The 26,393-nt window shown below is 60.1% G+C and carries 25 protein-coding genes, 2 tRNA genes and 1 pseudogene; 8 read left to right on the forward strand and 20 right to left on the reverse strand.

Annotation, left to right across the window (positions count from 1 at the left end):
- Positions 1 to 38 precede the first annotated feature (38 nt).
- On the forward strand, positions 39 to 1,148 hold the full coding sequence (locus tag IMW75_RS00080) for a DUF2817 domain-containing protein (RefSeq protein WP_205891586.1): 1,110 nt from the start codon (positions 39 to 41) through the stop codon (positions 1,146 to 1,148).
- Positions 1,149 to 1,306: 158 nt separating this feature from the next.
- Here the strand turns inward: IMW75_RS00080 and IMW75_RS00085 are convergent.
- The 3 genes and pseudogenes from IMW75_RS00085 to IMW75_RS27285 form a co-directional block, all read right to left on the reverse strand.
- Positions 1,307 to 1,383: transfer RNA gene (locus IMW75_RS00085), tRNA-Met, on the reverse strand.
- Positions 1,384 to 1,499: 116 nt separating this feature from the next.
- On the reverse strand, positions 1,500 to 2,342 hold the full coding sequence (locus IMW75_RS27280; RefSeq protein WP_414704631.1) for a methyl-accepting chemotaxis protein: 843 nt from the start codon (positions 2,340 to 2,342) through the stop codon (positions 1,500 to 1,502).
- Positions 2,343 to 2,360: 18 nt separating this feature from the next.
- Positions 2,361 to 3,557 (reverse strand): annotated as a pseudogene (locus tag IMW75_RS27285) (methyl-accepting chemotaxis protein); the annotation flags it as partial.
- Between the two features lie 332 nt (positions 3,558 to 3,889).
- Here IMW75_RS27285 and IMW75_RS00095 point away from each other — a divergent pair.
- A complete protein-coding gene (locus IMW75_RS00095) occupies positions 3,890 to 5,107 on the forward strand; it encodes an MFS transporter (RefSeq protein ID WP_045059216.1) in 1,218 nt (405 codons plus the stop codon).
- A gap of 145 nt (positions 5,108 to 5,252) precedes the next feature.
- Here the strand turns inward: IMW75_RS00095 and ychF are convergent, their stop codons facing one another.
- The 8 genes from ychF to IMW75_RS00135 form a co-directional block, all read right to left on the reverse strand.
- Positions 5,253 to 6,353 (reverse strand): redox-regulated ATPase YchF, encoded by a 1,101-nt coding sequence (ychF, locus tag IMW75_RS00100; RefSeq protein ID WP_205891587.1) that lies wholly within the window; start codon positions 6,351 to 6,353, stop codon positions 5,253 to 5,255.
- 22 nt (positions 6,354 to 6,375) lie between these two features.
- A complete protein-coding gene (gene pth, locus IMW75_RS00105; RefSeq protein WP_008037207.1) occupies positions 6,376 to 6,960 on the reverse strand; it encodes an aminoacyl-tRNA hydrolase in 585 nt (194 codons plus the stop codon).
- Between the two features lie 160 nt (positions 6,961 to 7,120).
- Complete coding sequence (locus IMW75_RS00110) at positions 7,121 to 7,729, reverse strand: 50S ribosomal protein L25/general stress protein Ctc (protein WP_045059218.1); 609 nt, start codon at positions 7,727 to 7,729, stop codon at positions 7,121 to 7,123.
- Positions 7,730 to 7,870: 141 nt separating this feature from the next.
- Positions 7,871 to 8,812, reverse strand: a complete 942-nt coding sequence (locus tag IMW75_RS00115) for a ribose-phosphate pyrophosphokinase (protein ID WP_003208392.1) — start codon at positions 8,810 to 8,812, stop codon at positions 7,871 to 7,873.
- Between the two features lie 45 nt (positions 8,813 to 8,857).
- Positions 8,858 to 8,932 (reverse strand) — tRNA-Gln (locus IMW75_RS00120).
- A gap of 36 nt (positions 8,933 to 8,968) precedes the next feature.
- Positions 8,969 to 9,820 (reverse strand): 4-(cytidine 5'-diphospho)-2-C-methyl-D-erythritol kinase, encoded by an 852-nt coding sequence (gene ispE / locus IMW75_RS00125; protein ID WP_205891704.1) that lies wholly within the window; start codon positions 9,818 to 9,820, stop codon positions 8,969 to 8,971.
- A gap of 2 nt (positions 9,821 to 9,822) precedes the next feature.
- Positions 9,823 to 10,440, reverse strand: coding sequence for a lipoprotein insertase outer membrane protein LolB (gene lolB / locus IMW75_RS00130; protein ID WP_045059220.1), 618 nt, complete (start codon positions 10,438 to 10,440; stop codon positions 9,823 to 9,825).
- 4 nt (positions 10,441 to 10,444) lie between these two features.
- A complete protein-coding gene (locus IMW75_RS00135) occupies positions 10,445 to 12,169 on the reverse strand; it encodes a tetratricopeptide repeat protein (RefSeq protein WP_205891588.1) in 1,725 nt (574 codons plus the stop codon).
- 282 nt (positions 12,170 to 12,451) lie between these two features.
- On the opposite strand from IMW75_RS00135, the gene hemA reads away from it, so the two are divergent.
- The 6 genes from hemA (at position 12,452) to IMW75_RS00165 (ending at position 17,822) form a co-directional block, all read left to right on the forward strand.
- Complete coding sequence (gene hemA / locus IMW75_RS00140; protein WP_205891589.1) at positions 12,452 to 13,741, forward strand: glutamyl-tRNA reductase; 1,290 nt, start codon at positions 12,452 to 12,454, stop codon at positions 13,739 to 13,741.
- On the forward strand, positions 13,738 to 14,820 hold the full coding sequence (gene prfA, locus IMW75_RS00145; RefSeq protein WP_045059223.1) for a peptide chain release factor 1: 1,083 nt from the start codon (positions 13,738 to 13,740) through the stop codon (positions 14,818 to 14,820). The genes hemA and prfA overlap by 4 nt, the downstream gene beginning before the upstream one ends.
- Positions 14,821 to 15,651, forward strand: coding sequence for a peptide chain release factor N(5)-glutamine methyltransferase (gene prmC, locus IMW75_RS00150; protein WP_205891590.1), 831 nt, complete (start codon positions 14,821 to 14,823; stop codon positions 15,649 to 15,651).
- Positions 15,645 to 16,400 (forward strand): molybdopterin-synthase adenylyltransferase MoeB, encoded by a 756-nt coding sequence (locus tag IMW75_RS00155; RefSeq protein WP_045059225.1) that lies wholly within the window; start codon positions 15,645 to 15,647, stop codon positions 16,398 to 16,400. The genes prmC and IMW75_RS00155 overlap by 7 nt, the downstream gene beginning before the upstream one ends.
- Positions 16,393 to 17,184 carry a glutamate racemase gene (gene murI / locus IMW75_RS00160; RefSeq protein WP_045059308.1) on the forward strand — a complete coding sequence of 264 codons (792 nt, stop codon included), beginning with the start codon at positions 16,393 to 16,395 and terminating at the stop codon, positions 17,182 to 17,184. The genes IMW75_RS00155 and murI overlap by 8 nt, the downstream gene beginning before the upstream one ends.
- Before the next feature lie 119 nt (positions 17,185 to 17,303).
- Positions 17,304 to 17,822 (forward strand): acyloxyacyl hydrolase, encoded by a 519-nt coding sequence (locus IMW75_RS00165; RefSeq protein WP_045059226.1) that lies wholly within the window; start codon positions 17,304 to 17,306, stop codon positions 17,820 to 17,822.
- Positions 17,823 to 17,877: 55 nt separating this feature from the next.
- On the opposite strand, the gene IMW75_RS00170 is transcribed toward IMW75_RS00165, so the two are convergent.
- From IMW75_RS00170 to IMW75_RS00210, 9 genes are all read right to left on the reverse strand, one after another.
- Positions 17,878 to 18,183 (reverse strand): YkgJ family cysteine cluster protein, encoded by a 306-nt coding sequence (locus IMW75_RS00170; protein ID WP_045059227.1) that lies wholly within the window; start codon positions 18,181 to 18,183, stop codon positions 17,878 to 17,880.
- Positions 18,184 to 18,236: 53 nt separating this feature from the next.
- A complete protein-coding gene (locus IMW75_RS00175) occupies positions 18,237 to 18,740 on the reverse strand; it encodes a DUF2878 domain-containing protein (RefSeq protein WP_205891591.1) in 504 nt (167 codons plus the stop codon).
- The gene (locus IMW75_RS00180; protein ID WP_205891592.1) at positions 18,733 to 20,004 is read right to left on the reverse strand and encodes an SAM-dependent methyltransferase; all 1,272 of its coding nucleotides are present in this window, start codon (positions 20,002 to 20,004) and stop codon (positions 18,733 to 18,735) included. The genes IMW75_RS00175 and IMW75_RS00180 overlap by 8 nt, the downstream gene beginning before the upstream one ends.
- On the reverse strand, positions 19,991 to 20,806 hold the full coding sequence (locus tag IMW75_RS00185) for a DUF1365 family protein (protein ID WP_205891593.1): 816 nt from the start codon (positions 20,804 to 20,806) through the stop codon (positions 19,991 to 19,993). The genes IMW75_RS00180 and IMW75_RS00185 overlap by 14 nt, the downstream gene beginning before the upstream one ends.
- Positions 20,803 to 22,050: an FAD-dependent oxidoreductase gene (locus tag IMW75_RS00190; protein ID WP_205891594.1), complete on the reverse strand. Its 1,248-nt coding sequence runs from the start codon at positions 22,048 to 22,050 to the stop codon at positions 20,803 to 20,805. The genes IMW75_RS00185 and IMW75_RS00190 overlap by 4 nt, the downstream gene beginning before the upstream one ends.
- Entirely contained in the window at positions 22,047 to 22,829 is a 783-nt protein-coding gene (locus tag IMW75_RS00195; protein ID WP_045059232.1) for an SDR family NAD(P)-dependent oxidoreductase, read from the reverse strand. The genes IMW75_RS00190 and IMW75_RS00195 overlap by 4 nt, the downstream gene beginning before the upstream one ends.
- A gap of 69 nt (positions 22,830 to 22,898) precedes the next feature.
- Complete coding sequence (gene phrB, locus IMW75_RS00200) at positions 22,899 to 24,344, reverse strand: deoxyribodipyrimidine photo-lyase (protein ID WP_205891595.1); 1,446 nt, start codon at positions 24,342 to 24,344, stop codon at positions 22,899 to 22,901.
- Between the two features lie 20 nt (positions 24,345 to 24,364).
- Positions 24,365 to 25,306, reverse strand: coding sequence for a MerR family transcriptional regulator (locus tag IMW75_RS00205; RefSeq protein ID WP_045059234.1), 942 nt, complete (start codon positions 25,304 to 25,306; stop codon positions 24,365 to 24,367).
- The gene (locus IMW75_RS00210) at positions 25,306 to 26,265 is read right to left on the reverse strand and encodes a YbgA family protein (protein WP_045059235.1); all 960 of its coding nucleotides are present in this window, start codon (positions 26,263 to 26,265) and stop codon (positions 25,306 to 25,308) included. Before IMW75_RS00210 ends, IMW75_RS00205 begins: the two co-directional genes overlap by 1 nt.
- Between the last annotated feature and the right edge of the window lie 128 nt (positions 26,266 to 26,393).

The following is a 26,393-nucleotide window of genomic DNA, read 5'->3' on the forward strand; positions in this document are numbered from 1 at the left end:
GGGCAGCAGACACGTCAGAAGATCAACAAGAGGCAGACATGTACACCGACTTCCCCACACAGCCAAGCTATGGCGCGCAGCGTCAACAGTTTCTGGCCGCAGCGAATGCCGCCGGCGCGACTGTGACCGAATATCCGCATCCCCTCAACGGCCCGTTCGGTGAACGGCTGAGTACCGATGTGGCGGTGCTCGGTGATCCGGGCGCCAAGCGCTTGCTGATCGCGCTAAGTGGCACTCACGGGGTTGAAGGCTTCTATGGCTCGGGCTGCCAGATCAAGTGGGTGCAGGAGTTGGGCAAGCGCGTGTTGCCCACCGATGTCGCGGTGGTGTTTGTCCATCTGATCAATCCCTGGGGCACAGCGTGGCTGCGCCGGGTCAACGAAGACAACATCGACCTTAACCGCAATCACCTGGATTTTGACGATTCGCTCCCGGACAACCAGGCCTATGCAGCGCTGCATGAAATCTATGCCTGTACCCAGCTGGCGGGCCCCGAGCGTGATCGCGCCGATGCGCTGCTTGACGAGCAGATCCACAAGCACGGCTGGCCGGCGGTGATGTCGATTGTCGAGGGCGGCCAACACAGTCATCCTGACGGCCTGTTTTTTGGCGGACGGGCACCGAGCTGGTCGAATCGTACGCTGCAGCAGATCCTCCAGGAGCACGTCGCCCACGCTGATGTCGCCATGTGCTTCGACTTGCACACCGGCGCGGGGGAGTACGGCCATCCAATGTTGCTGACCATCACCGAGTCCGCTTATCCAGCGTTGGCGGATGCGCAGGCAATCTACGGGCCGTGGCTCTACACGCTGCTGACCGGCGCCGACACCTTGAGCGAAACCGGCGTCGCCGCGACGGCCACCGGCTACACCTCACAGGCGCTGATCGACGCGCTGCCGCAAGTGCGATTGATGCCTTTTGTGATCGAGTGTGGGACTTATCCGGGGCCCGAAGTACATCGTCATTTGCGCGACGACCATTGGCTTCATCTGCACGGCAATCCAAGTGATGCGGTAGGGCGTGGAATCAAGCAGAACCTGCTGGAACAATTCTATCCCGCGGACGGCGACTGGCAGGCGATGGTCTGGCTGCGGACGTGGCAGATCTGGGAGCGGGGGGTGTCTGCGTTGGCGTCGATGCGGTGGTGATCCTGCTGGCGATAGCGGCCGCAAAATCGATCCAGGACTAGAGTATCTCCTTGCCGACAAGCCGCGCTCCTGCAGGATTTGTGTCAGCAGAGAAGCCTGCGTACTTTTCTCGAGGCATAAAAAAACGGCCTACCTTTCGGTAAGCCGTTTTTAGTACTTGGTGGCTACACAGGGACTTGAACCCCGGACCCCAGCATTATGAATGCTATGCTCTAACCAACTGAGCTATGTAGCCAAGTGGCGCGCATTATTCACCGGTAACGGGGATGCGTCAAGCGTAAATTTAAAATATTTCTCTACGCTTTCAACCGCTTATCCACATGGTGCTATAAAACGCGGCGGTGGAGGCTGTCAGCCGAGCTGAAACCTCCCGGTATTGGCGCTCAATGCCTTGCTGCCTTGGCTCAAGGTGTCCGCCGCAAGGTTTACGGCGCGGGCCCCTTCCAGCAGCCGCACTGCCGCCTGATCAACCTGCTGGATGTTGCCGCTGACCTCATCGGCGGTGCTGGCCTGTTCCTCTACCGCTGTCGCAATGTGCGCCAGGGTGTCGGTGACGCCTTGCACTGCGCTGGCAATTTCCCCGAGTCGTTGGCCCAGCCCGGTGACCGACTGCGCATCGTTCTGTGCCTGGCTGCAGGCCGCTTCCATCAGGCTCACCGCTTCATCCACCGTTTGCCGCAGGCTATCAACGGTCTGGGCTATCTGCGCGGTAGAGGACTGCGTGCGTTTCGACAAGCTGCGCACTTCGTCAGCCACCACGGCGAAGCCGCGGCCCTGATCGCCCGCGCGGGCGGCCTCGATGGCGGCGTTAAGGGCCAGGAGGTTGGTCTGCTCGGCCACTCCGCGAATGGTGTCCACTACCAGCTGAATCTGCTGCCCCTGTTCGCTCACCCGGCCGAGTGCCGCCGCGGTCTCGTTCAAACGCTGGTTAAGCTGCTGGATACTTGCCGTGGTGCGCTGGCTGTCGCGACTGCTGTCGGCAGCAATGCGCCGCGTGTGCTGGGCGCTGCCCGAGGCCTGTTCGCAGCTCTGGGCCACGCCTTGGGACGTGGCGGCCAGTTGGGTGGCCGCCGCGGCGATCTGGCTGATCTGCAGTTGTTGTGCCTCGACTTCGCCCAATGCGCCGCTGGAATGCTGGTTGAGCGCGCGCACGGCGTTGCTCAATTGCAGGGTCTCGTGATCCACCCCCAGCATGCTGTTGCGCAACTGCACCACCGCGACGTTTAGCGCGGTGCTGATAGCCGCCAGCTCGTCGCGACCCTGTACCGGCACCTGCAGGCTGAGGTTGCCATCGCGCAGCGCTTCGGCCAGCACTGTAATACCGCTGGCGCTGCGCCGGATGGACGTTTGCAGGCAGGTGAACAGATACAGCGCCGCCAGCAGCAGGCAGCCGAAAATCGTCGCCACACCGATGACCTGGCGCATCGCCGAGCCATGGTAGTTATCCAGGCGCTGATCCAGCGAGCCCAGGGACTGTTGGCGCAGGGAGGCGAGGTCGACCAGCAAGGCGTCCAGACCACGCTCAAAGTCTTCGTGCTTGAGCTTGATGCTACCGCCGAATACGCCGTCATCGAGAACTTTCAGCTCGGCATCCAGGTGCTTGAGGCTGTCCTGGTAGCGCCCTGACCAGGTTTGCAAGTCGCTGGGCAGGCGCGATTCCAGCAAGCCTGCGGTTTTCACAAGCTGCTCCCGGGCGTCGCCGATACGACTGCGCAGGTCTCGTAGCTGCAAGCGGCTTTGCAAGGTGAATTGCCCAGACACCACTGAGGCCTGACCGATGCTCGCCAGGCGTCCGACCCGTTCGATCAGGTCCGGCACGTGCTGAGTGGAGATCTGCGTCAGCAAATAGGTTTCCAGCCATGGCGCGAGGGTCAGCCGGTTGTCCATGGCAATTTGCTCGCGCAGGGCTTGCAGGGCGCTCAAGGCACCGGTGAAGCGATCGTAACCGTCGGGCCACCAACCGATGCTGCCGAGGCTTTTTGAATCCAGGCCTTCAAGGGCGGCCTGCAGGGCCTGGTAGCGCGCCAGTGTTTCATCCCGGGCACCTTCGGCAGCGAGGGTATTACCCAGCTCCACAGCCGCTTGGGCGATGGCTGGCTGGGCCTCGTCAAACGCAGCCATGGCGGCGAGCGTGGCGGGCGTGGGTTGACGATTGGTTTCCGTGGCTCGCCAGCGCGCGGCGCGATCCCGTTGGGCTGCGAGCAGATTGTCGAGCGCATCCAGTGACAGCAGTTGCCGAACCCCGGCACGCTCTTCGGAGATCAGATTCAGTTTGCTGCGGTAATCCTGCCCGATCATCCACAGGCTGCCCGCCAGCGGCAGAATGAACAGCAAAAACAACAGTTGAAACTTGCGTGCGAAGCCAAAGCGCCCCAGCAAGCCAATGCCCGGTGATAAAAAAGCCTGCATGCCCCGTGACTCCCCTGGGCACCACGCACCATTGGCGTGCGCCGAGGCCGTGTTGGCCGCGACTGGTGCCCGTTTAAAGGCCTCGAAAGTTCACCCTCGTCCGCTCTGTAGGCCGACTGCGTAGCGAAACTTCCCATTCTCGGTCCCCTTTGTAAGGGGCCGCGTCTAAAGGAAGTGGTAACGCAAGATTCAGACCATGGCGATGCGCTATTACCCGCATGGAAAGCATTCGTAAATGTCGTTAGCAGGCTAAGGGGATGGCGCTGATGCACTGAAAAATGGCACATTGACGCTCCTGCCCATTTGCACCCACCCGTTGTGCGGAAATTCTCATGGCTATCAGCAATGCCCAGACCGGCGCCGCGCCGGCATCAGCGACTTCACAAAGCAGCCCTTTGGTCATGCGCATCATCGGCGCCGTGGCGCTGGCCCATTTGATCAACGACCTGATCCAGTCGGTCTTGCCGTCGATCTATCCGATGCTCAAGGCCAATTACGGCCTGACGTTTACCCAGGTCGGCCTGATTACCCTGACTTTTCAACTGACCGCTTCGCTGTTGCAGCCATGGGTCGGCTATCACACAGATCGTCATCCCAAGCCGTGGCTGCTGCCGGCCGGGAGCGTATGCACCTTGATCGGCATACTGATGATGTCGGTGGTCGGCAGCTTTCCAATGATCCTGCTGGCGGCGGCGCTGATCGGTATCGGCTCTTCGACCTTTCACCCGGAGGCTTCCCGGGTAGCGCGACTGGCCTCGGGCGGGCGGTTCGGGTTGGCGCAGTCTACTTTCCAGGTTGGCGGCAATGCGGGCTCGGCGTTCGGCCCATTGCTGGCGGCAGCCATTATCATTCCGTTCGGCCAGGGGCATGTGGCATGGTTCGGCCTGTTCGCGGTGTTTGCGCTGTTTGTGCTGCACCGCATCAGCCGCTGGTACGCCAATCACCTGAACCTGTTCAAGCTCAAACAAGGGCAGGCGGCAACCCACGGTCTGTCGAAGGGGAGGGTGACCGGCGCACTGGTTGTGCTGGGGCTGCTGGTGTTCTCCAAGTACTTCTACATGTCCAGCCTCACCAGTTACTACACCTTCTACCTGATCGAGAAATTCGACCTCTCGGTGGCCAGTTCGCAACTGCATCTGTTTCTGTTCCTGGGGGCGGTGGCAGCCGGTACGTTCTTCGGTGGCCCGATCGGCGACAAGATTGGGCGCAAGGCCGTCATCTGGTTTTCGATCCTTGGTGTTGCGCCTTTCACCCTGCTTTTGCCTCACGTTGACCTGTTCTGGACCAGCGTCTTGAGCGTGGTGATCGGTTTCATCCTGGCGTCGGCATTCTCGGCCATCGTGGTGTACGCCCAGGAGCTGGTCCCGGGCAATGTCGGGATGATCGCCGGGATATTCTTTGGCTTGATGTTTGGTTTTGGCGGGATTGGCGCGGCGCTGCTGGGCTATCTGGCGGATGCCCGCGGGATTGAGTTCGTGTATTTCCTGTGCTCGTTCCTGCCATTGCTGGGGGTGTTGGCGATCTTCCTGCCGAGAACCAGAAAGGCCTGAAGATCAAAAGATCGCAGCCTTCGGCAGCTCCTACTGATGTGAGGTGTACACCCTCTAGGAGCTGCCGGAGGCTGCGATCTTCGAATAATCTGACAGGTACAAAAAAGCCGCGTATTGAACGCGGCTTCTTCTTGAGCGGGGAGTCTTACACGTTGAAACGGAAGTGCATCACGTCGCCGTCTTTAACAATGTAGTCCTTGCCTTCCAGGCGCCATTTGCCGGCTTCCTTGGCACCGGCTTCGCCCTTGTACTGGATGAAGTCGTCATAGGCGATGACTTCGGCGCGGATGAAGCCTTTTTCGAAGTCGGTGTGGATCACGCCAGCGGCTTGTGGTGCGGTCGCACCGACGCGTACGGTCCAGGCGCGGACTTCTTCAACGCCGGCGGTGAAGTAGGTCTGCAGGTGCAGCATTTCGTATCCGGCGCGAATCACGCGGTTCAGGCCAGGCTCTTCCAGGCCCAGGGCCTCAAGGAACATGTCCTTCTCTTCGCCGTCTTCAAGCTCGGCGATTTCGGCTTCGATCTTGTTGCAGACCGGAACCACCATGGCGCCTTCTTCTTCGGCGATGGCCTTGACGATGTCCAGCAGCGGGTTGTTCTCGAAACCGTCTTCAGCGACGTTGGCGATGTACATGATCGGCTTGGTGGTCAGCAGGTGGAAGCCACGAATCACCGCCTTGTCGTCGGCACCCATGCTCTTCATCAGGGTCCGTGCAGGCTTGCCCAGGGTGAAGTGAGCGATCAGTTGCTCAAGCAATGCCTTTTGAACCACGGCGTCCTTGTCGCCGCCCTTGGCGTTGCGCGCGACTTTCTGCAGTTGCTTCTCGCAGCTGTCGAGGTCGGCGAAGATCAGTTCCAGGTCGATGATCTCGATGTCGCGTTTCGGGTCGACGCTGTTGGAAACGTGAATCACGTTCTCGTCTTCGAAGCAGCGGACCACGTGGGCGATCGCATCGGTTTCACGGATGTTGGCCAGGAACTTGTTGCCCAGGCCTTCACCTTTCGACGCGCCGGCCACCAGGCCTGCGATGTCGACGAACTCCATGGTGGTCGGCAGGATACGCTTCGGATTAACGATGGCAGCCAAAGCTTCCAGGCGCGCATCCGGCATCGGCACGATCCCGGTGTTCGGTTCGATGGTGCAGAAGGGGAAGTTCTCGGCCGCGATCCCGGATTTGGTCAGGGCGTTGAACAGGGTGGACTTGCCGACGTTAGGCAGGCCGACGATGCCGCAATTGAATCCCATGGTGTTTCCCCTCGGGTAAAAGTCAGGCCTTCTGGCTGTGCAGGTTTTTCATCGCGCGGTTCCATTCACCGGCGAGGATATCCGGCAGCACGCCGAGGGCAAAGTCGATGCTGGCATCGAGTTTTTCCTGTTCGGCGCGTGGCGCACGACCCAGGACGAAGTTTGAAACCATACTGGCTACGCCCGGGTGGCCAATGCCAAGCCGCAAGCGGTAGAAGGTATTCTGATTGCCCAGTTGCGCAATGATGTCGCGCAACCCGTTGTGACCGCCATGGCCGCCGCCCTGCTTGAGCTTGGCAACGCCCGGAGGCAGGTCGAGTTCGTCATGCGCCACCAGGATTTCTTCGGGCTTGATGCGGAAGAATCCTGCGAGTGCCGCCACGGCCTGGCCGCTGCGGTTCATGTAGGTGGTGGGGATCAGCAGACGAACATCCTGACCCTGATGCGAATAGCGCCCGGTCAGGCCGAAATATTTGCGGTCCGCCACAAGGTTCACGCCTTGTGCGTTCGCGATGCGCTCAACAAAAAGGGCCCCTGCGTTATGCCGGGTCTGTTCGTATTCAGCGCCTGGATTTCCCAGGCCAACGATCAGTTTTATGGCAGTCACGATAGGGGCCCTTCCTTGGAGTGGTGGTTAACATCGCCGAGTGCGGCGAAAGTGGACGACAAGTGCTCATTTACCATTATGTAAACTCCGCGTTCTCGCCCGCTTTCTCGCTACGTACTAGTCCGCGATGTTACCGGTCACTCCGGCGAACAGAGTGAAATTACTCTGCAGCGCCTTCTTCAGCAGCGTCTTCTTCTGGAGCAACACGTGGAGCGTGAACGTTGGCAACAGCCTTGTCGTCACCGTGTGCCAGAGCAACAAACTCAACGCCTTTAGGGGCTTTGAGGTCGGACATGTGAATGATGTCGCCGATTTCAGCGTTCGACAGGTCGACTTCGATGAACTCAGGCAGGTCCTTCGGCAGGCAGGTCACTTCGATTTCGGAAGTAACGTGCGAAACTTCGCCGCCTTTCTTGATCGGAGCTTCTTCGCCAACGAAGTGTACAGGCACGACAGCGGTCAGTTTCTGGCCAGCTACAACGCGTACGAAGTCAGCGTGCATCACGTGGCCTTTGGCCGGGTGACGCTGCAGAGCCTTGATGATCACGTTTTGCTTGGTGCCGCCAACGTTCAGTTCGATGATGTGGCTGTAAGCCGCATCGTTTTCGAGCAGTTTGGCAACTTCTTTAGCCAGCATGCTGATGGATTCAGGGGCTTTTTCGCCACCGTAAACTACAGCAGGTACCAGGCTTGCGAGACGACGCAGGCGGCGGCTCGCACCTTTCCCCAGGTCGGAACGCACTTCAGCATTCAGGGTAAATTCGTTCATGTTGTATCTCCAAAATAACCACATTCGCCCTAGCGTTTGCGACCAGCGCTAAAGGCGATATGGGCAAAAAAGCCCCGCCCCGACAGGAATGCCGGGGCGGGGCGCTTTTCGTCAACGAGATGTTCCAGAAGGGCAGGGCCCTTAACGGAACATCGCGCTGATCGATTCTTCATTGCTGATGCGGCGGACCGCTTCAGCAACCACCGGCGCGATATCCAGTTGACGGATACGCGAGCAGGCTTGAGCAGCAGCGGACAACGGGATGGTGTTGGTCACCACCAGTTCGTCCAGCATGGAATTCTCAATGTTTTCGATCGCCCGACCGGACAGCACAGGGTGTGTGCAGTAGGCGAAAACCTTGGCAGCGCCATGCTCTTTCAGGGCCTTGGCCGCGTGGCACAGGGTGCCGGCGGTATCGACCATGTCATCGACCAGAATACAGGTACGCCCTTCGACATCACCGATGATATGCATCACTTCAGAGTGATTGGCTTTCTCACGGCGTTTGTCGATGATCCCGAGATCCACACCCAGAGATTTGGCAACGGCACGTGCACGCACGACGCCACCAATGTCCGGGGATACGATCATCAGGTTTTCGAAGCGCTGATCTTCAATGTCATCCACCAGAACCGGGGAGCCGTAGATGTTATCTACCGGAATATCGAAGAAACCCTGGATTTGGTCAGCATGCAAATCAACCGTGAGAACACGGTCGATGCCGACTACGGTAAGCATGTCAGCCACGACTTTCGCGCTGATAGCCACACGTGCGGAACGCGGACGGCGATCCTGACGGGCATAACCAAAGTAAGGAATTACAGCAGTGATACGAGTAGCCGAGGAGCGGCGGAAGGCGTCAGCCATCACTACCAGTTCCATCAGGTTATCGTTGGTCGGAGCGCAAGTCGGCTGAATAATGAAGACATCTTTACCGCGGACGTTTTCATTGATCTCGGCAGTAATTTCGCCGTCGGAGAACTTACCGACAGAGATGTCACCGAGAGGGATATGCAGCTGACGTACGACACGCCGAGCCAGATCGGGGTTGGCATTCCCCGTAAAGACCATCATCTTGGACACGCGCAGTACCTAGAGGCTGAGGGTAACCTGGATGAGTATAGAAAATGGCAGGGGCGGCTGGATTCGAACCAACGCATGGCAGGATCAAAACCTGCTGCCTTACCGCTTGGCGACGCCCCTGTATCTGTTGCAACGAGTACCCAGTACTCGGTTCCTTTAGAGCAGACTCTGCAGCTTGCGATGCAACATCGAAACGTTGCTTCCTTTTGCTACAAACCCTGTAAGGGTCTCTGTAAGAAGGGCCGAGACTTTATCAGCTTCAGCTTTGCTTGGGAAGCCCCCAAACACACAACTTCCAGTTCCGGTGAGTTTTGCTTCGGTAAATTTACCTAACAAATTCAATGCGTTACGTACATCTGGATAACGCCTTGCTACTACCGGCAAGCAGTCATTTCGACTGTTTCCCTTGGGAACGGGGCGCACTTTAATGGGAGGAGTGTTACGTGTCAACAGCGGATCAGAAAAAATTTCTGCTGTACTTACAGATACTTGCGGTACCAGTACGAGATACCACGGTTCTTCGGGGTCTACAGGGGTGAGTTTCTCCCCCACGCCCTCGGCAAAAGCGGCATGGCCACGCACGAAAACCGGGACGTCTGCGCCCAGTGTCAGGCCGAGTGCGGCCAGGCGATCTGCGTCCCAGCCCAGTTGCCAGAGATGGTTCAGGCCGAGCAGGGTGGTGGCGGCATTGGAGCTGCCGCCACCGATGCCGCCGCCCATGGGCAGGACTTTATCGATCCAGATGTCGATCCCGAGCGGGCAGCCGGATTGCTCCTGCAGTTGTCTTGCAGCGCGAACGATCAGATTGCTGTCGTGAGGGACGCCGTCGAATTCGGTGTGCAAACGGATCGCGCCGTCATCGCGAACGGCGAAGGTGATCTCGTCACCGTAATCCAGGAACTGAAAAATCGTCTGCAGCTCGTGATAACCGTCTTCGCGGCGACCAAGGATGTGCAGCATCAGGTTGAGCTTGGCCGGTGAGGGCAGCGTCAGGCGCGCAGCAGTCATGTTCACTGCCCCAGTTTGCGTGGTTGCCATTCCTTGATCACCAGCGTGACGTCAAGGTCGGTACCGTGCAGCTTGATGCGCTCGGGCAGCCAGAAACCGTTCTGCTCGGCATAACTCAGATATTCAACCTGCCAGCCATCCTGGTCGAGATTGGCCAGGCGGCTATCGGCGTCCAGGGTCAGGCGGCTTTTGCTGTCGGGAGCCGGGAGTCCGCGCACCCACCAGGCCAGGTTGGACACCGGCAATTTCCAGCCCAGCTGTTCTTCGAGAAGGATTTCCGGGTTCGGCGCGTCATAACGACCCTGGTTGGCGACTTCCAGCGACACCTTGCCGGGGCGACCGGTCAGGCGTGCAGCGCCCCGACCCAGGGGGCCAGACAGACGGATGTCGTAGTAATCCTGGCGTTGCAGCCAGAACAGGGTGCCGCTGCCCGAATCCTTGGGTGCGCGAATGCCGATCTTGCCGTTGATCTGCCAGCCATCCAGTCCCGTGAGCTGCTGTTTGTGCTCACGCCATTGGGCGGAATTACCGTGACCTTCGACGGATTCGCGAGCGCCGAAGCCCGCGCAACCGGCGAGCAGGGCGATGAAGCTGAAAACGATGAAATGGCGCAAAAACATAATCTTAAAGAGTCTCTGATCCGGTCAGGCGCTTGATGGTGCCGCGCAGTAGTGGGCTGTCGGGCTGATCCTTGAGGAATTTGCCCCAGATTTGCTTCGCTTCACGCTGTTTGCCGTTCGCCCAAAGGACTTCGCCCAGGTGAGCGGCGACTTCCTGGTCGGGAAAGCGCTCCAGGGCCTTGCGCAAATAGCGCTCGGCCTCGTCCAGATTGCCCAGCCGGTAGTTGACCCAGCCGAGGCTGTCGAGAACCGCCGGGTCCTCCGGGTTGATCTGGTGCGCCTGTTCGATCAGGGCCTTGGCTTCGGCGTATCGCGTTGTACGGTCAGACAGGGTGTAGCCGAGGGCGTTCAACGCCATCGCATTGTCCGGGTCGCGCTTGATGATCAGGCGCAGGTCTTTTTCCATTTGCGCCAGATCATTGCGTTTTTCCGCCTGCATGGCGCGGGTGTACAGCAGGTTCAGGTCGTCCGGGTATTGCTGCAACGATTTTTCGAGAACAGCCCAGGCCTTGTCCTGTTGCTTGTTGGCGGACAGGGTTTCGGCCTCGATCAGGTACAGCTGGATGGCGTAATCGGGCTGTTCGTCTCGCTGAGCGGCCAGGCGACTCTGGGCTTCGGCAGTCTTGCCGTTGTTCATCAGGATATCCGCCTGGCGCAATTGTGCCGGCAGGTAATCATTGCCCGGCCCTACCTGTGCGTATTCGGCCAGGGCGCCCTGTGGATCGTTGTGCTCTTCAGCGATACGTCCTAGGTTCAGGTGCGCCGAGTCGACATGGCTGTCCCGGGCAATGAGGTCTTCGAGGTAGCCCTTGGCCTCTTCCCAGGCCTTGGCTTCCAGGCAAACCAGTGCCAGCGAATAGCGCAGTTCGTCGTCTTCAGGGTATTGCTGGACCAGGCTGGAGAACTCGACCTTTGCGTCGTCCATGCGGTCCTGTTCCACCAGCATGCGTGCGTAGGTCAGGCGCAGGCGTTTGTCGTCGGGGTATTGCTTGATGCTTTTGCGCAGCAGCGGCAGGGCCTCGTCACCACGATCGAGGGACTGCAACAGGCGCGCCCGCAGCAGGATCGGGGCGATTTCGCCATCTTCCGGCGGATGGTCTTCGAGCAGGGACAAGGCGCCCTTGGCATCGCCGTCCTGTTGCAGCAACAGGGCCTTGCCGAAAATCAGCTGGCCGTTGTCGGGATGGCGTTGCAGCAAGCGGTCAAAACTTTGCATCAAACCGTTGCGCGTGTCCTGGTCGGTGTCGGCAGCGGACAGGGCGAGGAAGTCGAAGTGGGTGTCGCCTTTGCCTTGCAGGACCTTCTCCATGTACACCATGGAGTCGTCATAGCGCCCGGCACGAGCCAGTTGCACGGCAGCAGCCCGTTGCGCCTCGAGGTCGTCCGGGGCGTTTTTTGCCCAGATGAGCGCGGTGTCCAGGGCGGCCTGGTCGGCGCCCAGGTACTCGGCAATCCGGAACGCCCGCTCGGAGATCCCCGGATCCTGGGTGTTGATGGCCTGGGTCACGTAGTTGTCCAGGGCAATGTCGAAACGATTGCGCTGGCCAGCCAGTTCCGCGCTCAACAGGCTGAAGACGGTTTCTTCGCTGAAGGAGCTGTAGACCTTGGGCTTTTCAGGGGCCGGAGTGCTGTCTTCGACCGGCGACGGATCGTCCGGAGACACGGGCGCCATGGCCTGGCAGCCGCTGAGGAAGACAAAAGCAAGGAGCAACGCGGAGGATCTATTCATATAGGAAGAGGACGACTAACCTGCGGTCGGATCATCATGACACAAGCCTTCGGCCAAACATAACCGAGTCTCGAAGGATGACTTTACAGAGTCAGGTGGTCAGGACGATCGTAGAAGCTGCCGCAGGCTGCGATCTTTTGATCTTGCCCTTACCGCACCTTTAAAATCTCAAAAGATCGCAGCCTTCGGCAGCTCCTACAGGGGCGATAGATATCGAGTAGTTGTTCTGAATCTGTCGAAGTAGGACAATTGCCGGCTTCACGTCACTATCAGCGACCTTGAATGGCCTTCCTTGCACTCGGTATTAACCACAAGACTGCTTCAGTAGACGTCCGCGAGCGCGTGGCCTTTTCCCCTGAGCAGCTGGTAGAGGCTTTGCAGCAGCTCTGCCGACTGACCGACAGCCGCGAAGCCGCGATCCTTTCCACCTGCAATCGCAGCGAACTCTATATAGAGCAGGATCACCTTTCGGCTGACATGGTGTTGCGCTGGCTGGCCGATTATCACCATTTGAGCATCGAAGAGCTGCGCGCCAGCAGTTATGTGCACGAAGATGATGCGGCAGTTCGTCACATGATGCGAGTCGCCTCCGGGCTCGACTCGCTGGTGTTGGGCGAACCGCAGATTCTCGGCCAGATGAAATCGGCCTACGCGGTAGCCCGGGAAGCCGGGACAATCGGGCCGCTGCTCGGGCGACTGTTCCAGGCTACGTTCAATGCGGCCAAGCAGGTGCGCACCGACACTGCCATCGGCGAGAACCCTGTGTCGGTGGCCTTTGCCGCAGTCAGCCTGGCGAAACAGATTTTCAGCGACTTGCAGCGCAGCCAGGCTTTGCTGATTGGCGCCGGCGAGACCATTACCCTGGTCGCCCGTCATCTGCACGAACTCGGGGTCAAGCGTATCGTGGTCGCCAACCGCACGCTGGAGCGCGCCAGCATCCTGGCCGAGCAGTTTGGCGCGCATGCGGTATTGCTGTCGGATATCCCGGCCGAACTGGTGCGCAGTGACATCGTCATCAGCTCCACCGCCAGCCAGTTACCGATCCTCGGCAAGGGCGCGGTGGAAAGCGCCCTGAAGCTGCGCAAGCACAAGCCGATCTTCATGGTGGACATCGCCGTTCCCCGGGATATCGAGCCGGAAGTTGGCGAACTCGAAGACGTCTACCTCTATAGCGTCGACGACCTGCACGAAGTGGTCGCGGAAAACCTCAAGAGTCGTCAAGGTGCGGCGCAGGCGGCGGAAGAGATGGTCTCCATCGGCGCTGAAGATTTCATGGTGCGCCTGCGTGAACTGGCCGCGGTGGACGTGCTCAAGGCCTATCGTCAGCAAAGCGAACGCCTGCGGGACGAAGAATTGCAGAAGGCCCAGCGCATGCTGGCCAATGGCGGCAGCGCCGAAGAGGTGTTGATCCAACTGGCACGCGGCCTGACCAACAAACTCCTGCACGCCCCGAGCGTGCAGTTGAAAAAGCTCTCTGCCGAAGGTCGCCTCGATGCGCTGGCCATGGCCCAGGAACTCTTTGCCCTCGGTGAGGGCCCATCGGATAGCTTTTCGGATAAGAAACCGCAATGAAAGCTTCACTGCTCAATAAGCTGGACATCCTCCAGGACCGTTTCGAGGAACTGACCGCCTTGCTTGGCGACGGCGAAGTCATTTCCGACCAGACCAAATTCCGTACTTATTCCAAGGAATACGCGGAAGTCGAACCTATCGTGCAAACCTATAAGCAGTTGCTCAAGGTTCAGGGTGATCTGGAAGGCGCCCAGGCGCTGCTCAAGGACAGCGACCCGGACATGCGCGAAATGGCCGTGGAAGAAGTCCGCGAAGCCAAGGAGCAACTGCTCGAAATCGAAGCCAGCCTGCAACGTATGCTGCTGCCCAAGGACCCGAACGACGGCCGCAACGTGTTTCTCGAAATCCGCGCCGGCACTGGCGGTGATGAGGCGGCCATTTTTTCCGGCGACCTGTTTCGCATGTATTCGCGCTACGCCGAGCGCCGTGGCTGGCGGGTGGAGATCCTCTCGGAGAACATCGGCGAACACGGCGGCTATAAAGAAGTGATCGCCCGCGTCGAGGGCGACAACGTCTACGGCAAGCTCAAGTTCGAATCCGGCGTGCACCGGGTGCAGCGGGTTCCTGCCACCGAATCCCAGGGTCGTATCCACACTTCGGCCTGCACGGTGGCGGTATTGCCCGAGCCGGACGAGCAGGAAGCGATCGAGATCAACCCGGCGGATTTGCGGGTCGATACCTATCGCTCCTCAGGCGCCGGTGGCCAGCACGTCAACAAGACCGACTCGGCGATCCGCATCACTCACTTGCCGTCGGGCATCGTGGTCGAGTGCCAGGAAGAGCGTTCCCAGCACAAGAACCGTGCGCGCGCCATGTCCTGGCTGTCGGCCAAGCTGAACGACCAGCAGACCAGTGCCGCCGCCAATGCCATCGCCAGCGAGCGCAAGCTGCTGGTGGGCTCGGGCGATCGCTCGGAACGGATTCGCACCTACAATTTTGCCCAGGGCCGGGTCACCGACCACCGGGTCAACCTGACGCTGTATTCCCTCGATGAAATTCTCACCGGTGGCGTCGATGCGGTAATCGAGCCGTTGCTGGCCGAGTACCAGGCTGATCAATTGGCAGCGATAGGTGAGTAAATGACGATCATTGCCAGCCTGCTACGCGCCGCCGATCTACCGGACTCGCCCACCGCGCGCCTGGACGCAGAGTTGCTGCTGGCTGCGGCCCTGGGCAAGTCCCGGAGCTTTTTGCACACCTGGCCGGAGCGCATCGTACCAAGTGAAGCGGCGCTCAAATTTGCCGGGTACCTGCAGCGCCGTCGTGGCGGCGAGCCGGTGGCCTATATTCTTGGCCAACAGGGTTTCTGGAAGCTCGACCTGGAAGTCGCACCGCACACCCTGATCCCGCGCCCGGACACCGAGCTGCTGGTAGAGGCCGCGCTGGAGTTGTTGCCGGTCGCCCCTGCCAAGGTGCTCGACCTGGGCACCGGCAGCGGCGCAATTGCCCTGGCCCTGGCCAGCGAGCGCCTGGCGTGGCAAGTCACCGCCGTGGATCGCGTGCAGGAAGCCGTCGCGCTGGCCGAGCGCAATCGCCAGCGCCTGCACCTGAACAACGCCACCGTGCTGAGCAGTCATTGGTTCAGTGCGTTGCAAGGTCAGCGCTTCGAGCTGATCATTAGCAACCCGCCTTATATCGCCAGCGCCGATCCGCACCTGGCCGAGGGCGATGTGCGCTTCGAGCCTGCCAGTGCGTTGGTCGCCGGCATCGATGGTCTCGACGATCTGCGCCTGATCGTCGACCAGGCCCCGAACCACCTCGATGCCGGTGGCTGGCTGATGCTCGAACACGGTTACGATCAGGCTCTCGCCGTGCGCGATTTGCTGATGACCCGTGGCTTTGAAGAAGTCCACAGCCGCACCGACCTGGGCGGCCACGAACGTATCAGCCTTGGACGCCTGCCGTGCTGAATGATCAGGAATTGTTGCGCTACAGTCGGCAGATTCTGCTGCAGCACGTCGATATCGATGGCCAATTGCGGCTCAAAGCCAGCCGGGCGCTGATCATCGGCCTGGGCGGTCTCGGCTCGCCGGTAGCCCTTTACCTGGCGGCGGCGGGCGTGGGCGAATTGCACTTGGCGGACTTCGACAGCGTCGACCTGACCAACCTGCAGCGTCAGGTTATCCACGACACAGACAGCGTCGGCGTGAGCAAGGTCGACTCGGCGATCCGCCGACTGAGCGCGATCAATCCCGAAATCCAGCTCAAAGCCCTGCGCACCGCCCTCGACGAAGATTCCCTGGCCGCCGCAGTGGCTGCGGTGGACCTGGTGCTGGACTGCTCGGACAATTTTTCCACCCGCGAAGCCGTCAATGCCGCCTGCGTACTGGCTGGCAAACCCCTGGTGAGCGGCGCCGCCATTCGCCTCGAAGGACAATTGTCGGTGTTCGACCCAAGACGTCCGGACAGTCCCTGCTACCACTGCTTGTATGGCCACGGCAGCGAAGCCGAACTGACGTGCAGCGAAGCCGGGGTCATTGGCCCTCTGGTGGGCCTGGTCGGCAGCCTGCAAGCACTCGAAGCGCTCAAGCTGCTGGCCGGGTTCGGCGAACCGCTGGTGGGGCGGCTGTTGCTGATCGATGCCCTGGGCGCGCGCTTTCGTGAACTTCGGGTCAAGCGCGATCCGGGCTGCGCGGTCTGCGGTCCTGCCCGTGCGTGAGGCGCCGATTGGCGTATTCGATTCCGGTGTCGGCGGGCTATCGGTACTGGCCGAGATCCAGCGCCTGTTGCCCGACGAGACTCTGCTGTACGTTGCCGATTGCGGCAACGTTCCCTATGGCGAGAAATCGCCGGAGTTCATCCGTGCGCGCTGCAGCGTCATGGCGCGCTTTTTTCAGCAACAGGGCGCCAAGGCGCTGGTGCTGGCCTGCAATACCGCCACGGTGGCAGGCGTGGCCGATTTGCGCCGTGACTACCCTCAGTGGCCCATCGTCGGCATGGAGCCCGCAGTAAAGCCCGCAGCGGCCGCGACCCGCAGTGGTGTGGTCGGTGTACTCGCCACTACCGGTACGTTGCAAAGCGCCAAATTCGCCGCGCTGCTCGACCGTTTTGCCACCGACGTACGAGTGATCACCCAGCCATGCCCGGGCCTGGTGGAGCTGATTGAGGACGGCGACCTGCACAGCCCGGTGCTGTGCAAGCTGTTACTCGGCTACGTGCAGCCCTTGCTCGACGCCGGCTGCGACACGATCATTCTTGGCTGCACCCACTATCCCTTCCTCAAGCCGCTGCTCAAGCAGATGATCCCGGCGCACATCAGCTTGATCGATACCGGGGCTGCAGTAGCACGCCAGCTTCAGCGTTTGTTGGCCGAACGCGAGCTGCTTGCCGCAGGCCCGGCGCGGGCTGCGCAGTTCTGGACCAGCGCCAATCCACAGCATTTCAGTAATATCTTGCCATTACTCTGGAATTCCCCCGGCGTAGTGCGTAGTTTCGACTTGTAAAAAAAATGTGAAATGTATCGGAATAGTCTGAACTTCTGAGTAGGCGCAGACTTCTATAGCTGTGATTAATGGCGACACCAAAAAAACCATACGAATTCGTTCGGAAAAGGATGTTTCTAGTGAAGCGACTATTCTGCTTGGCTGCGCTTGCGGCCACACTATTGGGGCACAGTTTTACCGCACAGGCGGCAGGCGTGGAGTTCGGGGTCGGAGCGACCAGCGATTCAACCATGACCTATCGGCTGGGCATGCAGTTTGATTGGGACAAGAGCTGGTGGCAGACCGACGTTGGTCGACTCACCGGTTTCTGGAGCGGCGCGTATACCTACTGGGAGGGTGACAAGACTTCCAGTAACAACAGCCTGTCGTTTGCACCCGTGTTCGTCTACGAGTTTGCCGGCCAGAACGTCAAGCCGTACATCGAAGCCGGGGTAGGTGTGGCGTTTTTCTCCGACACCCAGCTTGAAGACAACAACATTGGCCAGTCCTTCCAGTTCGAAGACCGCATCGGTTTCGGCCTGCGCTTCACGGGCGGTCATGAGGTCGGGATTCGTGCCACGCACTATTCCAATGCCGGCCTGAGCAGCCATAACGACGGTGTCGAAAGCTACGCCCTGCATTACACGATGCCCCTGTAACGGCGGGATTAATTCATGCGGGAACGGGCTTGCCGGTTCCCGCATGAATCTGCGTTCAACGATACGCCGTGGTAATGCCCCGGCGTTCCTCGATGCACTCCGGTGCCCCCATCTCGAATTCCCGGCAGATCAACGGACGCTTCTCGTAGATCGTGCACATCATGGTGTTGCGATCCAGCGCCGCACACCAGCCGTCATCCAGACGCAGCATGACTTCCCCACCCCAATCATCGGTGTCGATAAAACGCTCGGGCACGCCCGTGTCGGTAATCAGCATGACTTCGAGCTGGCAGCAGCAGGCTGCGCAAGTCGAGCAGGTGACCGCAGGCTCGGCAACGGGTGTGAGGGGAATGGTTTTCATGGTGCGCAGTGTAAGGCAGTGGGCTGCACGAGTGTGAAAGCCCTGACAGACGTTTAGTGTGGAGTGTTCGACGCCAGCCGTCGGGCCATGAAATGCAGTGCCGGAAACAGCAGCGCCCAGAGCAGGCCGATGCCCACCAGTGTCGGCCAGGGTCCATAGGGAAACTGCACGCCGGCCAGTTGGCTGCCGGCGTAATACGACAGCGGCCCGCCAAGGCCGCCCAGAATGCTGGCAAGCCGCCACGGTTTGGCACTCCAAGCCAGGCAGTGGCGCAAGGTCGTGGCCAGCAGTGCCCAGAGCAACATCAGCCACAGGGGTATCAATGGCGCGACGTCGGTGAAGTCGAACACCCCCAGCCAGCGCAGTGTGCTGTCCACTGTAGTCCCCAGCAGGACCACACTGAGAATCAAGCGACCTTCATCGCTCCAGCGACTTATCCACAGCAGATGGATCACCAATGCCGCCAGTGGCACCAGTAACCACAAACTGTCGCCACCCATTACGCAAGCGAACCAGCCCATCTGGAAGAGCACGGCATTGGCAAAGCGCTCACGCATGAAATCGACCCAGCAGCGGCTCAGTGATTGCCGCCGGTTTGGCCAGCAGCATTTGCGCGGTACCGATGGTGCGTTCCAGGAAACCACCTTCGCAGTAGCACAGGTAGAACTCCCACAGCCGCAGGAAGTGATCGTCGTAACCCATTTCGCTCAGGCGGTTGTGCGCCCGACGAAAATTCTCGTGCCACAGGCGCAGTGTCTTGGCGTAGTGCAGGCCGAAGTCTTCCATGTGCAGCAGGTTCATGTCGGTGTCGCGGCTGACGATTTCGAGCATTTTCTGCACGCAGGGCAGGGCGCCTCCGGGGAAAATGTAGCGCTGGATGAAGTCGACGTTGCTCTTGGCCTGCTCGTAGCGCTGGTCGCGAATGGTGATGGCTTGCAACAGCATCAGGCCGTTGCTCTTGAGCAACTGCGCACATTGCTTGAAGTAAGTCGGTAGAAAGCGGTGGCCGACGGCTTCGATCATTTCTATCGACACCAGCTTGTCGTACTGGCCAGTGAGGTCGCGGTAGTCCGACAGCAGCAGCGTGACCTGATCTTGCAGCCCGAGCGCCTCGATCCGTTGCGCGGTAAATGCAAACTGCTCTTTGGACAGTGTGGTGGTGGTGACCTTGCAGCCATATTGCTGCGCTGCGTACAGCGCCATGCTGCCCCAGCCCGTACCAATCTCCAGCAGGTGATCGGTCGGCTTGAGCGCAAGCTTCTGGCAGATTCGTTCCAGCTTGTTCAACTGCGCCTGCTCGAGAGTGTCCTCGGGCGTGAGGAACTGTGCCGCCGAATACATCATGGTCGGGTCGAGAAACTGTTCGAACAGCTCATTGCCCAGGTCGTAATGCGCGGCGATGTTCTTCTGCGAGCCCTTGCGCGTGTTGCGGTTGACCCAGTGCAAACCTCGCACCAGCGGCCGCCCCAGCTTTGCCAGGCCGCCTTCCAGGGCGTCCAGCACGTCAAGATTGCTGACGAAGACCCGCACGACGGCAGTCAGGTCCGGCGAACTCCAATAACCATGGATGAACGCTTCACCGGCGCCGATCGAGCCGTTGCTCGCCACCAGGCCCCAGGCCGCGGCGTCGAGAATGTGGATTTCACCGAGCAAATGGCTGCCTGGCGTGCCGAACATCTGACGCTCGCCGTCTTCAACGACCACCAGCTGTCCATGTTTGAGGTGCGCCAGTTGCCGCAGTACCCCGCGACGCAATAACAGGCCTGTGATGCCATTGGTATTGAACAACGGGGCCTTGGCCGAAACGCTAGAGGATTTCATGGCGGCAGTCCTTGGGGACAACAGTGGCGGTTTGAACGCTGCCATCGGCAGGTTGATGAGCAAAAACGGGGGTGCCCTTGAACAGCAGGCGTACGGCTTGCCAGTAGATTGCCAGGCAGGTTTTCCCGGTCATCCATGGAAAGCGACGCAAGTATCGGTGCAGGCTGGTGCGATCGAGGGCTTCGCGCTCCAGGTTGAGCGTGGCGTCGAACAGCTTCAGCTCGCCTTGCCAGTCCGCCATGTGCACGCCCAGTTTTGCTGCGGCAGGACTGAAGCTCATCCGGTACTCAAGGTCCCGGGGTAAAAAAGGCGATACATGAAAGGCCTTGGCCACCGCGAAATGCTGATGGAAATCCGCAAGGTTTTCCGGCGGTCTGGCCGGCAACACGTAGTGATAGCGTTCACGCCAGGGGGTATTGGTGATTTCGCAGAGAATCGCCGCCAGTTGGCCATCGGCTTCGTGGCAGTAGAAAAAACTGACCGGGTTGAACGCCAGGCCCCAACTGCGTACCTGGGTCAGCAGGCAGATCGACCCTTGCGGCACATGGCCGATGGCCTGGCCGACCTGTTGGCGCACCGCGTCGATCAAGCGCATGCCGGTACCGGTAAAGGCCTTGAGATAATCACCTTCACGAAACGAGAACGGCGCCAGGCGGCTGCGACCCGCCAGCGGCGACAGCGCGAGTACCGCGTCCTGCTCGTCGAGGTCCAGGTAGAGCAAGCCGATCCGGTAGCGAAATTGGTGCTGCCGCGGACTGAACCGTCGGTGAGCAATCCAGCCACTGTAGAGGGCGCTGTTCACAGGGTTTCACCCAACGCGCCAGCCACGCGCAGTGCGCTGACCACGCCATCTTCATGAAATCCGTTGCCCCAATAAGCCCCGCAGTACCAGGTATGGTTCGCACCGTTGAGCTCTTCCCAGCGAGCCTGGGCGGCGACCGCAGACAGGCTGAACTGCGGATGAGCGTAAGTGTATTTGGCCAGTACCTTGAATGGGCTGATGCCTGCGCTCTGGTTCAGGCTGACGCAGAACCGGGTAGGGCTGTCGATGCCCTGCAGCAGGTTCATGTCGTAGGTGACGGCCGCTGACGTGTGCCCGGGCCCTCCAAGCCGATAATTCCAGGCCGCCTGGGCGAGTTCGCATTCGGGTAGCAGGCGAGTATCGGTGTGCAACACCACTTCGTTATCGGCGTAGGGCATTGCACCGAGGATCGATTGCTCGGCGGCACTCGGGGCGGACAGCAGTTTTAACGCCTGATCGCTGTGACAGGCGAACACCACTTTATCAAAGCGCTCGACGCCGGCAGCACTGTGGATAACGACGCCGTCGGCGTCACGCTCGACTCGCGTGACCGCACAGTTGACGCGGATCCGGTCAGCCATCGGCGCGATCAAGGGTGCCACGTAGGCACTCGAGCCGCCCTCGATCACCTGCCACTGCGGGCGGTGAGTCACGGACAGCAGGCCGTGGTTCTTGAAAAACCGCACGAACGCCTGCAGTGGGAAAGCCAGCATGTCAGCCATGGACATCGACCAGATTGCCGAGCCCATGGGCACGATGTAATGCAGGATGAACCGTTCGCCGTATTTGCCGGCCTTGAGGTATTGATCCAGGGTGGTGTCAGCGCTGATCCGTTGTTCTTCCAGGTCGCGCAGCGCCTGTTTGTTGAAGCGCACAATGTCGCGCAACATGCCCCAGAACCCGGGGGACAGCAGGTTTCTGCGCTGGGCGAACAGGCTGTTGAAGTTGTTGCCGTTGTATTCCAGGCCGCTGTCCGGGTCCGTTACGGAAAAACTCATGGTGGTGGGTTTGAAGCGCACACCGAGCAAACCGAGCAAGCGAATGAAATTGGGGTAAGTCCAGTCGTTGAACACGATGAAACCCGTGTCCACGGCGTAATTGCGCCCATCCACGGTGACATCCACCGTGTGGGTATGCCCGCCGATCCAGTCGCTGGCTTCGAACAGGGTGATCTCGTGGCTGCGGTTGAGCAGGTGGGCGCTGGTCAGCCCCGAAATGCCGCTGCCAATGATGGCTATTTTCACGGGATGTCCTGTATCGGTGGATTGCTGCGCACCATGCGTTTGCCGATCGCCAGCTTGACGCAGTTGGGCATCTTCGACAGTGGCCACAGGGCCGCCATGAACAGCGCCGGGAAGGCGATTTCCAGTGGTCGGTTATTCAGCTTGGCGAAAATATGCCGGGCGGCTTTATCCACAGGCCAGCTGAGGGGCATCGGAAAATCGTTTTTGGCGGTCAGCGGTGTATCGACAAAGCCCGGGCTGACCACGGTGACTTCGATGCCTTCGCACGCCAGGTCGATGCGCAGGGATTCGAACATGTAGCGCAAACCCGCCTTCGATGCGCCGTAGGCCTCGGCCCGTGGCAGCGGCAGGTAGGTGACCGAACTGGCCACTCCCACCAGGTGCGGCGCGGTGCCCGCGCGCAACAGAGGCAGCGCGGCTTCAACGCAGTAGGCACTGGCGAGCAGGTTGGTGCGCACCACGTATTCGATGATCGAGGCATCGAACTGCTGGGCGTCGACATACTCGCAAGTGCCGGCATTGAGGATGACGGTGTCCAGCGACCCCCATTGCTCGGTGATCTGCTCGCCGATCTCGCGGACCGTCTGGCTGTTGGTCAGGTCGCCCGCCACGACCAGGACTTGACCGGGATACCGTTGTGCCAGCGCTTTCAACGGCGCCGTCGAGCGCGAGCTGACGGCCAGGTGCGCGCCAGTCTTGAGGATCTCTTCGGCCAATGCGGCGCCAATGCCGCTGCTGGCGCCGGTCAACCAATAACGGCGTGCAGGTGTAAGGCTCATCCCATTCTCCTTTGCAGCCCGGCGATCACCGGGCCCAGTGCAAACTGTGTGGCAAGGCTCACTGCTACATCATGCATGGCCGCCTCCTGCGTCCTGCCTCGACGGCAGGTTCTTGAATGCAGCCAGCGCCCGTTGGCGCGAGGTGCTCAAATTGACGATCGGCGATGGATAGTCGGCAACGCCGAACAGCCCACCAAGATCGGCCGGGTTGTGCACTTCCTTTTTATTCAACCCATTCAGTTCCGGTACCCACTGCTTGATGAACAGGCCTTCAGTGTCGAATTTTTCCGACTGACTCAGCGGATTGAAGATGCGGAAATAGGGGGCGGAGTCGGTGCCGGTGGAGGAACTCCACTGCCAGCCACCGTTATTCGCCGCCAGGTCGCCGTCGATCAGATGGCGCATGAAGAAGCGCTCGCCTTCACGCCAGTCGATCAGCAAGTTCTTGGTCAGAAACATGGCCACTACCATGCGCAGCCGATTGTGCATCCAGCCGGTTTCAAGCAACTGGCGCATGGCGGCATCTATGATCGGCAAACCGGTGCGTGCCTCCTGCCAGGCGAGTAGCTCTTCAGGCGCGTCACGCCAGGCCAGGGCCTCGGTTTCCGGGCGGAACGCCCGGTGGCGAGAGACCCGCGGGTAGCCGACCAGAATATGTTTGTAGAACTCGCGCCACAGCAGTTCATTGATCCAGGTGACTGCCCCGACCTTGCCGCTCTCGAATTCGCCTTGATTGCTTTGCAGGGCCGCGTGCAGGCATTGGCGCGGGGAGATCACGCCGGCTGCCAGGTAGGCCGACAGCTGGCTTGTACCGGGTTTGGCAGGGAAGTCCCGCTCGCTTTTGTAGTAGTCGATCTGGGCATCGACGAAGGCGTCCAGGCGGCGCCGGGCTTCGGCTTCACCCGCCGGCCAAAACGAACGCAAGTGTTCGCCAGGCGCTTCGAAGCCTTCTATCTGGGCCGGGACTTTGTCGCTCTCGATGTCCAGCGCGGTTTGTGGCGCGGGTGCCGGTACTTGGCCCGGCAATGAGCGGTGCAGGCGTTCGTAGCAGACCTTGCGGAACTGGCTGAAGACCTGGAAGTAAGTACCGGTCTTGGTCAGCACGCTGCCTGGCTTGAAGAACAGTTGGTCGAGGTAGCTATGCCAACCGATGTTTTTGGCCTCGAGCGCCTCGGCCACCGCAGCGTCTCGAGCGGTTTCGTTGACGCCGTACTCCTCGTTGACGTGTACCGCTTCGATCTGCAGTTGCTGGCACAGCTCGAGCAGCACTTGTGGCGCTTGATGCCAGTGGGTGGCGGTACGGATCAGCAGGGGTATGTTCAGTTCGCCCAGCGAGTGGCTGAGCACGGCCAGGTTGCGCAGCCAGAAATCCACCTTGCACGCGGCATCGTCGTGCTCCAGCCATTGCTGCGGGCTCAGCAGGTAGACGGCCACGCACGGGCCACGGCCAGCAGCGGCCGAGAGCGCTGTGTTGTCGTGCAGGCGCAGGTCGCTGCGCAGCCAGATCAGTTGCATGCGGGTGTCCGTTGAGCTCATCAGATGACCCCCCGCAGGACCAGTTCCTGGTGCGCCGACAAGGGATCTTCGGCCAGGAACAGCTCGGGAATACCGGAGGTTTTTGCGGACAACTCGACGTGGTGAATACAGACGGTCGGTCCGGCAATCAATTTTGGGCAACCGATGCCATTCAAAAGTTTCGGTAGCTGACCCAGGTTCATCGCTTTACTGGAATACAGCAGCACGCCACGGGCTTGCAGGTGTTCAACCGCCAGTGCCAGTTCCCCGTTCGGTAGCGGCCAGTCGAACACTTCGACGGGGCAGTCGGCGCTGCTGATGAGCCAGGCGGTCAGCCACAGGTGCGGTTCCAGTGGCAGGTCTGACTGATTGACCAGCAGCACAGGTGCGCTGCGTAATTGCCGGTTGTTGTGGTAAATGCGCGCGCCGAACTTGCTGCGTAACCAGGAGTAAAGGAAACCTCGCTCCATCTGCGCGCCAAATTGGCCCTGCCAGCGTTGTTCCAGCTCCTTGAGCAGCGGCAGCAACAGCTGCTCGCACAAGGTTCGCGGTGGGTACAGCGCCATCGCCTGATTGACGGCGTCGTCGAGGGCACGTTCATTCAGTCCGGTGACTGCCAGCAGCAAGGTCTGGCGCAGCACATGCCAATCGTTTTCGATCGGTTCGCTGGTGACTTGTGGAGTGTCGAGCAATTGCTTGACCTGGCTGACAGCCACGCCACGATTGAGCCAGGTGAGGATGGTCAGGATACGTTGCACATGTTCAGCCGAGAACAGCCGATGCCCCTTGGGCGTGCGCTGCGGCACGATCAAACCGTAACGCCGTTCCCAGGCTCGCAAGGTCACGGCATTCACGCCGGTTTGCCGAGCCACTTCACGGATCGGCAGCCAGCCTTCGTCCAGGGCTTTCTTGAAATCGTCGCCGAGGTCTTCGCTGGCGCTGGTGTCGAGTGGGTTAGTCATTAAATCGCATTTCGCAGGCTGAGGTTTTCCGGGTGCGGTTGCAGGTAAACCTGTTGCGCGATGTAAGGGTCCGGGTGTTGGCGGAAGTGGTGCTTGAGCAGGGTCATGGGCACCACCAATGGCACGATGCCGTGGCGGTATTGGCCAATAACGTGCTGCATTTCCTGTTTGTCTTCGGCACTTATCGCCTGTTTGAGATAACCGCTGATGTGCTGCAGGACATTGCTGTGCGTGCGCCGCGTGGCGCATTTTTTCAAGGCTGCCATCAGCTCGCTGAAATAGCGCGGGCCGATGGTGTCGGGCTCTGTCTGACCCATGGTGCCCAGCAGGTTGCCCAGGGTTTTGTACTGCACCGGGTTATGAGCCATCAGCTGGTATTTGTAGCGTGAGTGGAATTCGGTGAGGCCGCGACGGCTCAGCCCTTCGCGCAGTAATTGTTGCCAGGCGCTATAGGCGAACACCCGAGTCAGGAAGTTTTCCCGCAGTACCGGATCGTTGAGCCGGCCGTCTTCTTCCACCGGCAAATCCGGATGACGCTCGCAAAAGGCCTGGGCGTAGATGCCGCGTCCGCCGCCGTCTACTGGTGCACCGTTGGCATGGTAGACCTTGACCCGGTCAAGGCCGCAGGAAGGCGACTTCTGCATGAAGATGTAGCCACAGATATCGCCCAGTTCAGCGGCCATTTGTTCGCCATAGGCGGCCAGCGGCTCAGTGACATTGAGGTCCGGGTTGACCGTGCCGACCGCTTGAGGATGTTCAGGGTCGCCAATCAGGCGAATCGGTTGGCGCGGGATACCCAGGCCTATCGCCACTTCAGGGCAGACCGGTACAAACTCGAAGTAATCGGTGAGAGTGCGACTGCACAGCCGCGATTCCTTGTGTCCGCCGTTGAAGCGAACTTCGGCGCCCATCAGGCAGGCGCTGATGGCAATTTTCGGTTTCACGGCGGAGTTGGACATCAGGGCACCTCGAATCCAGACCTGTACAAACCCGAAGATATGTACAACATGACTTCATCATAGATTCGAAGCTGTACAAGTCAAATCATTTGTACAGGTTTTGTGAGGAGCTTGTGCATGCCCTGCCG

Source organism: Pseudomonas gregormendelii, from assembly GCF_017114825.1.
In the GTDB taxonomy this organism is placed as follows: domain Bacteria; phylum Pseudomonadota; class Gammaproteobacteria; order Pseudomonadales; family Pseudomonadaceae; genus Aquipseudomonas; species Aquipseudomonas gregormendelii.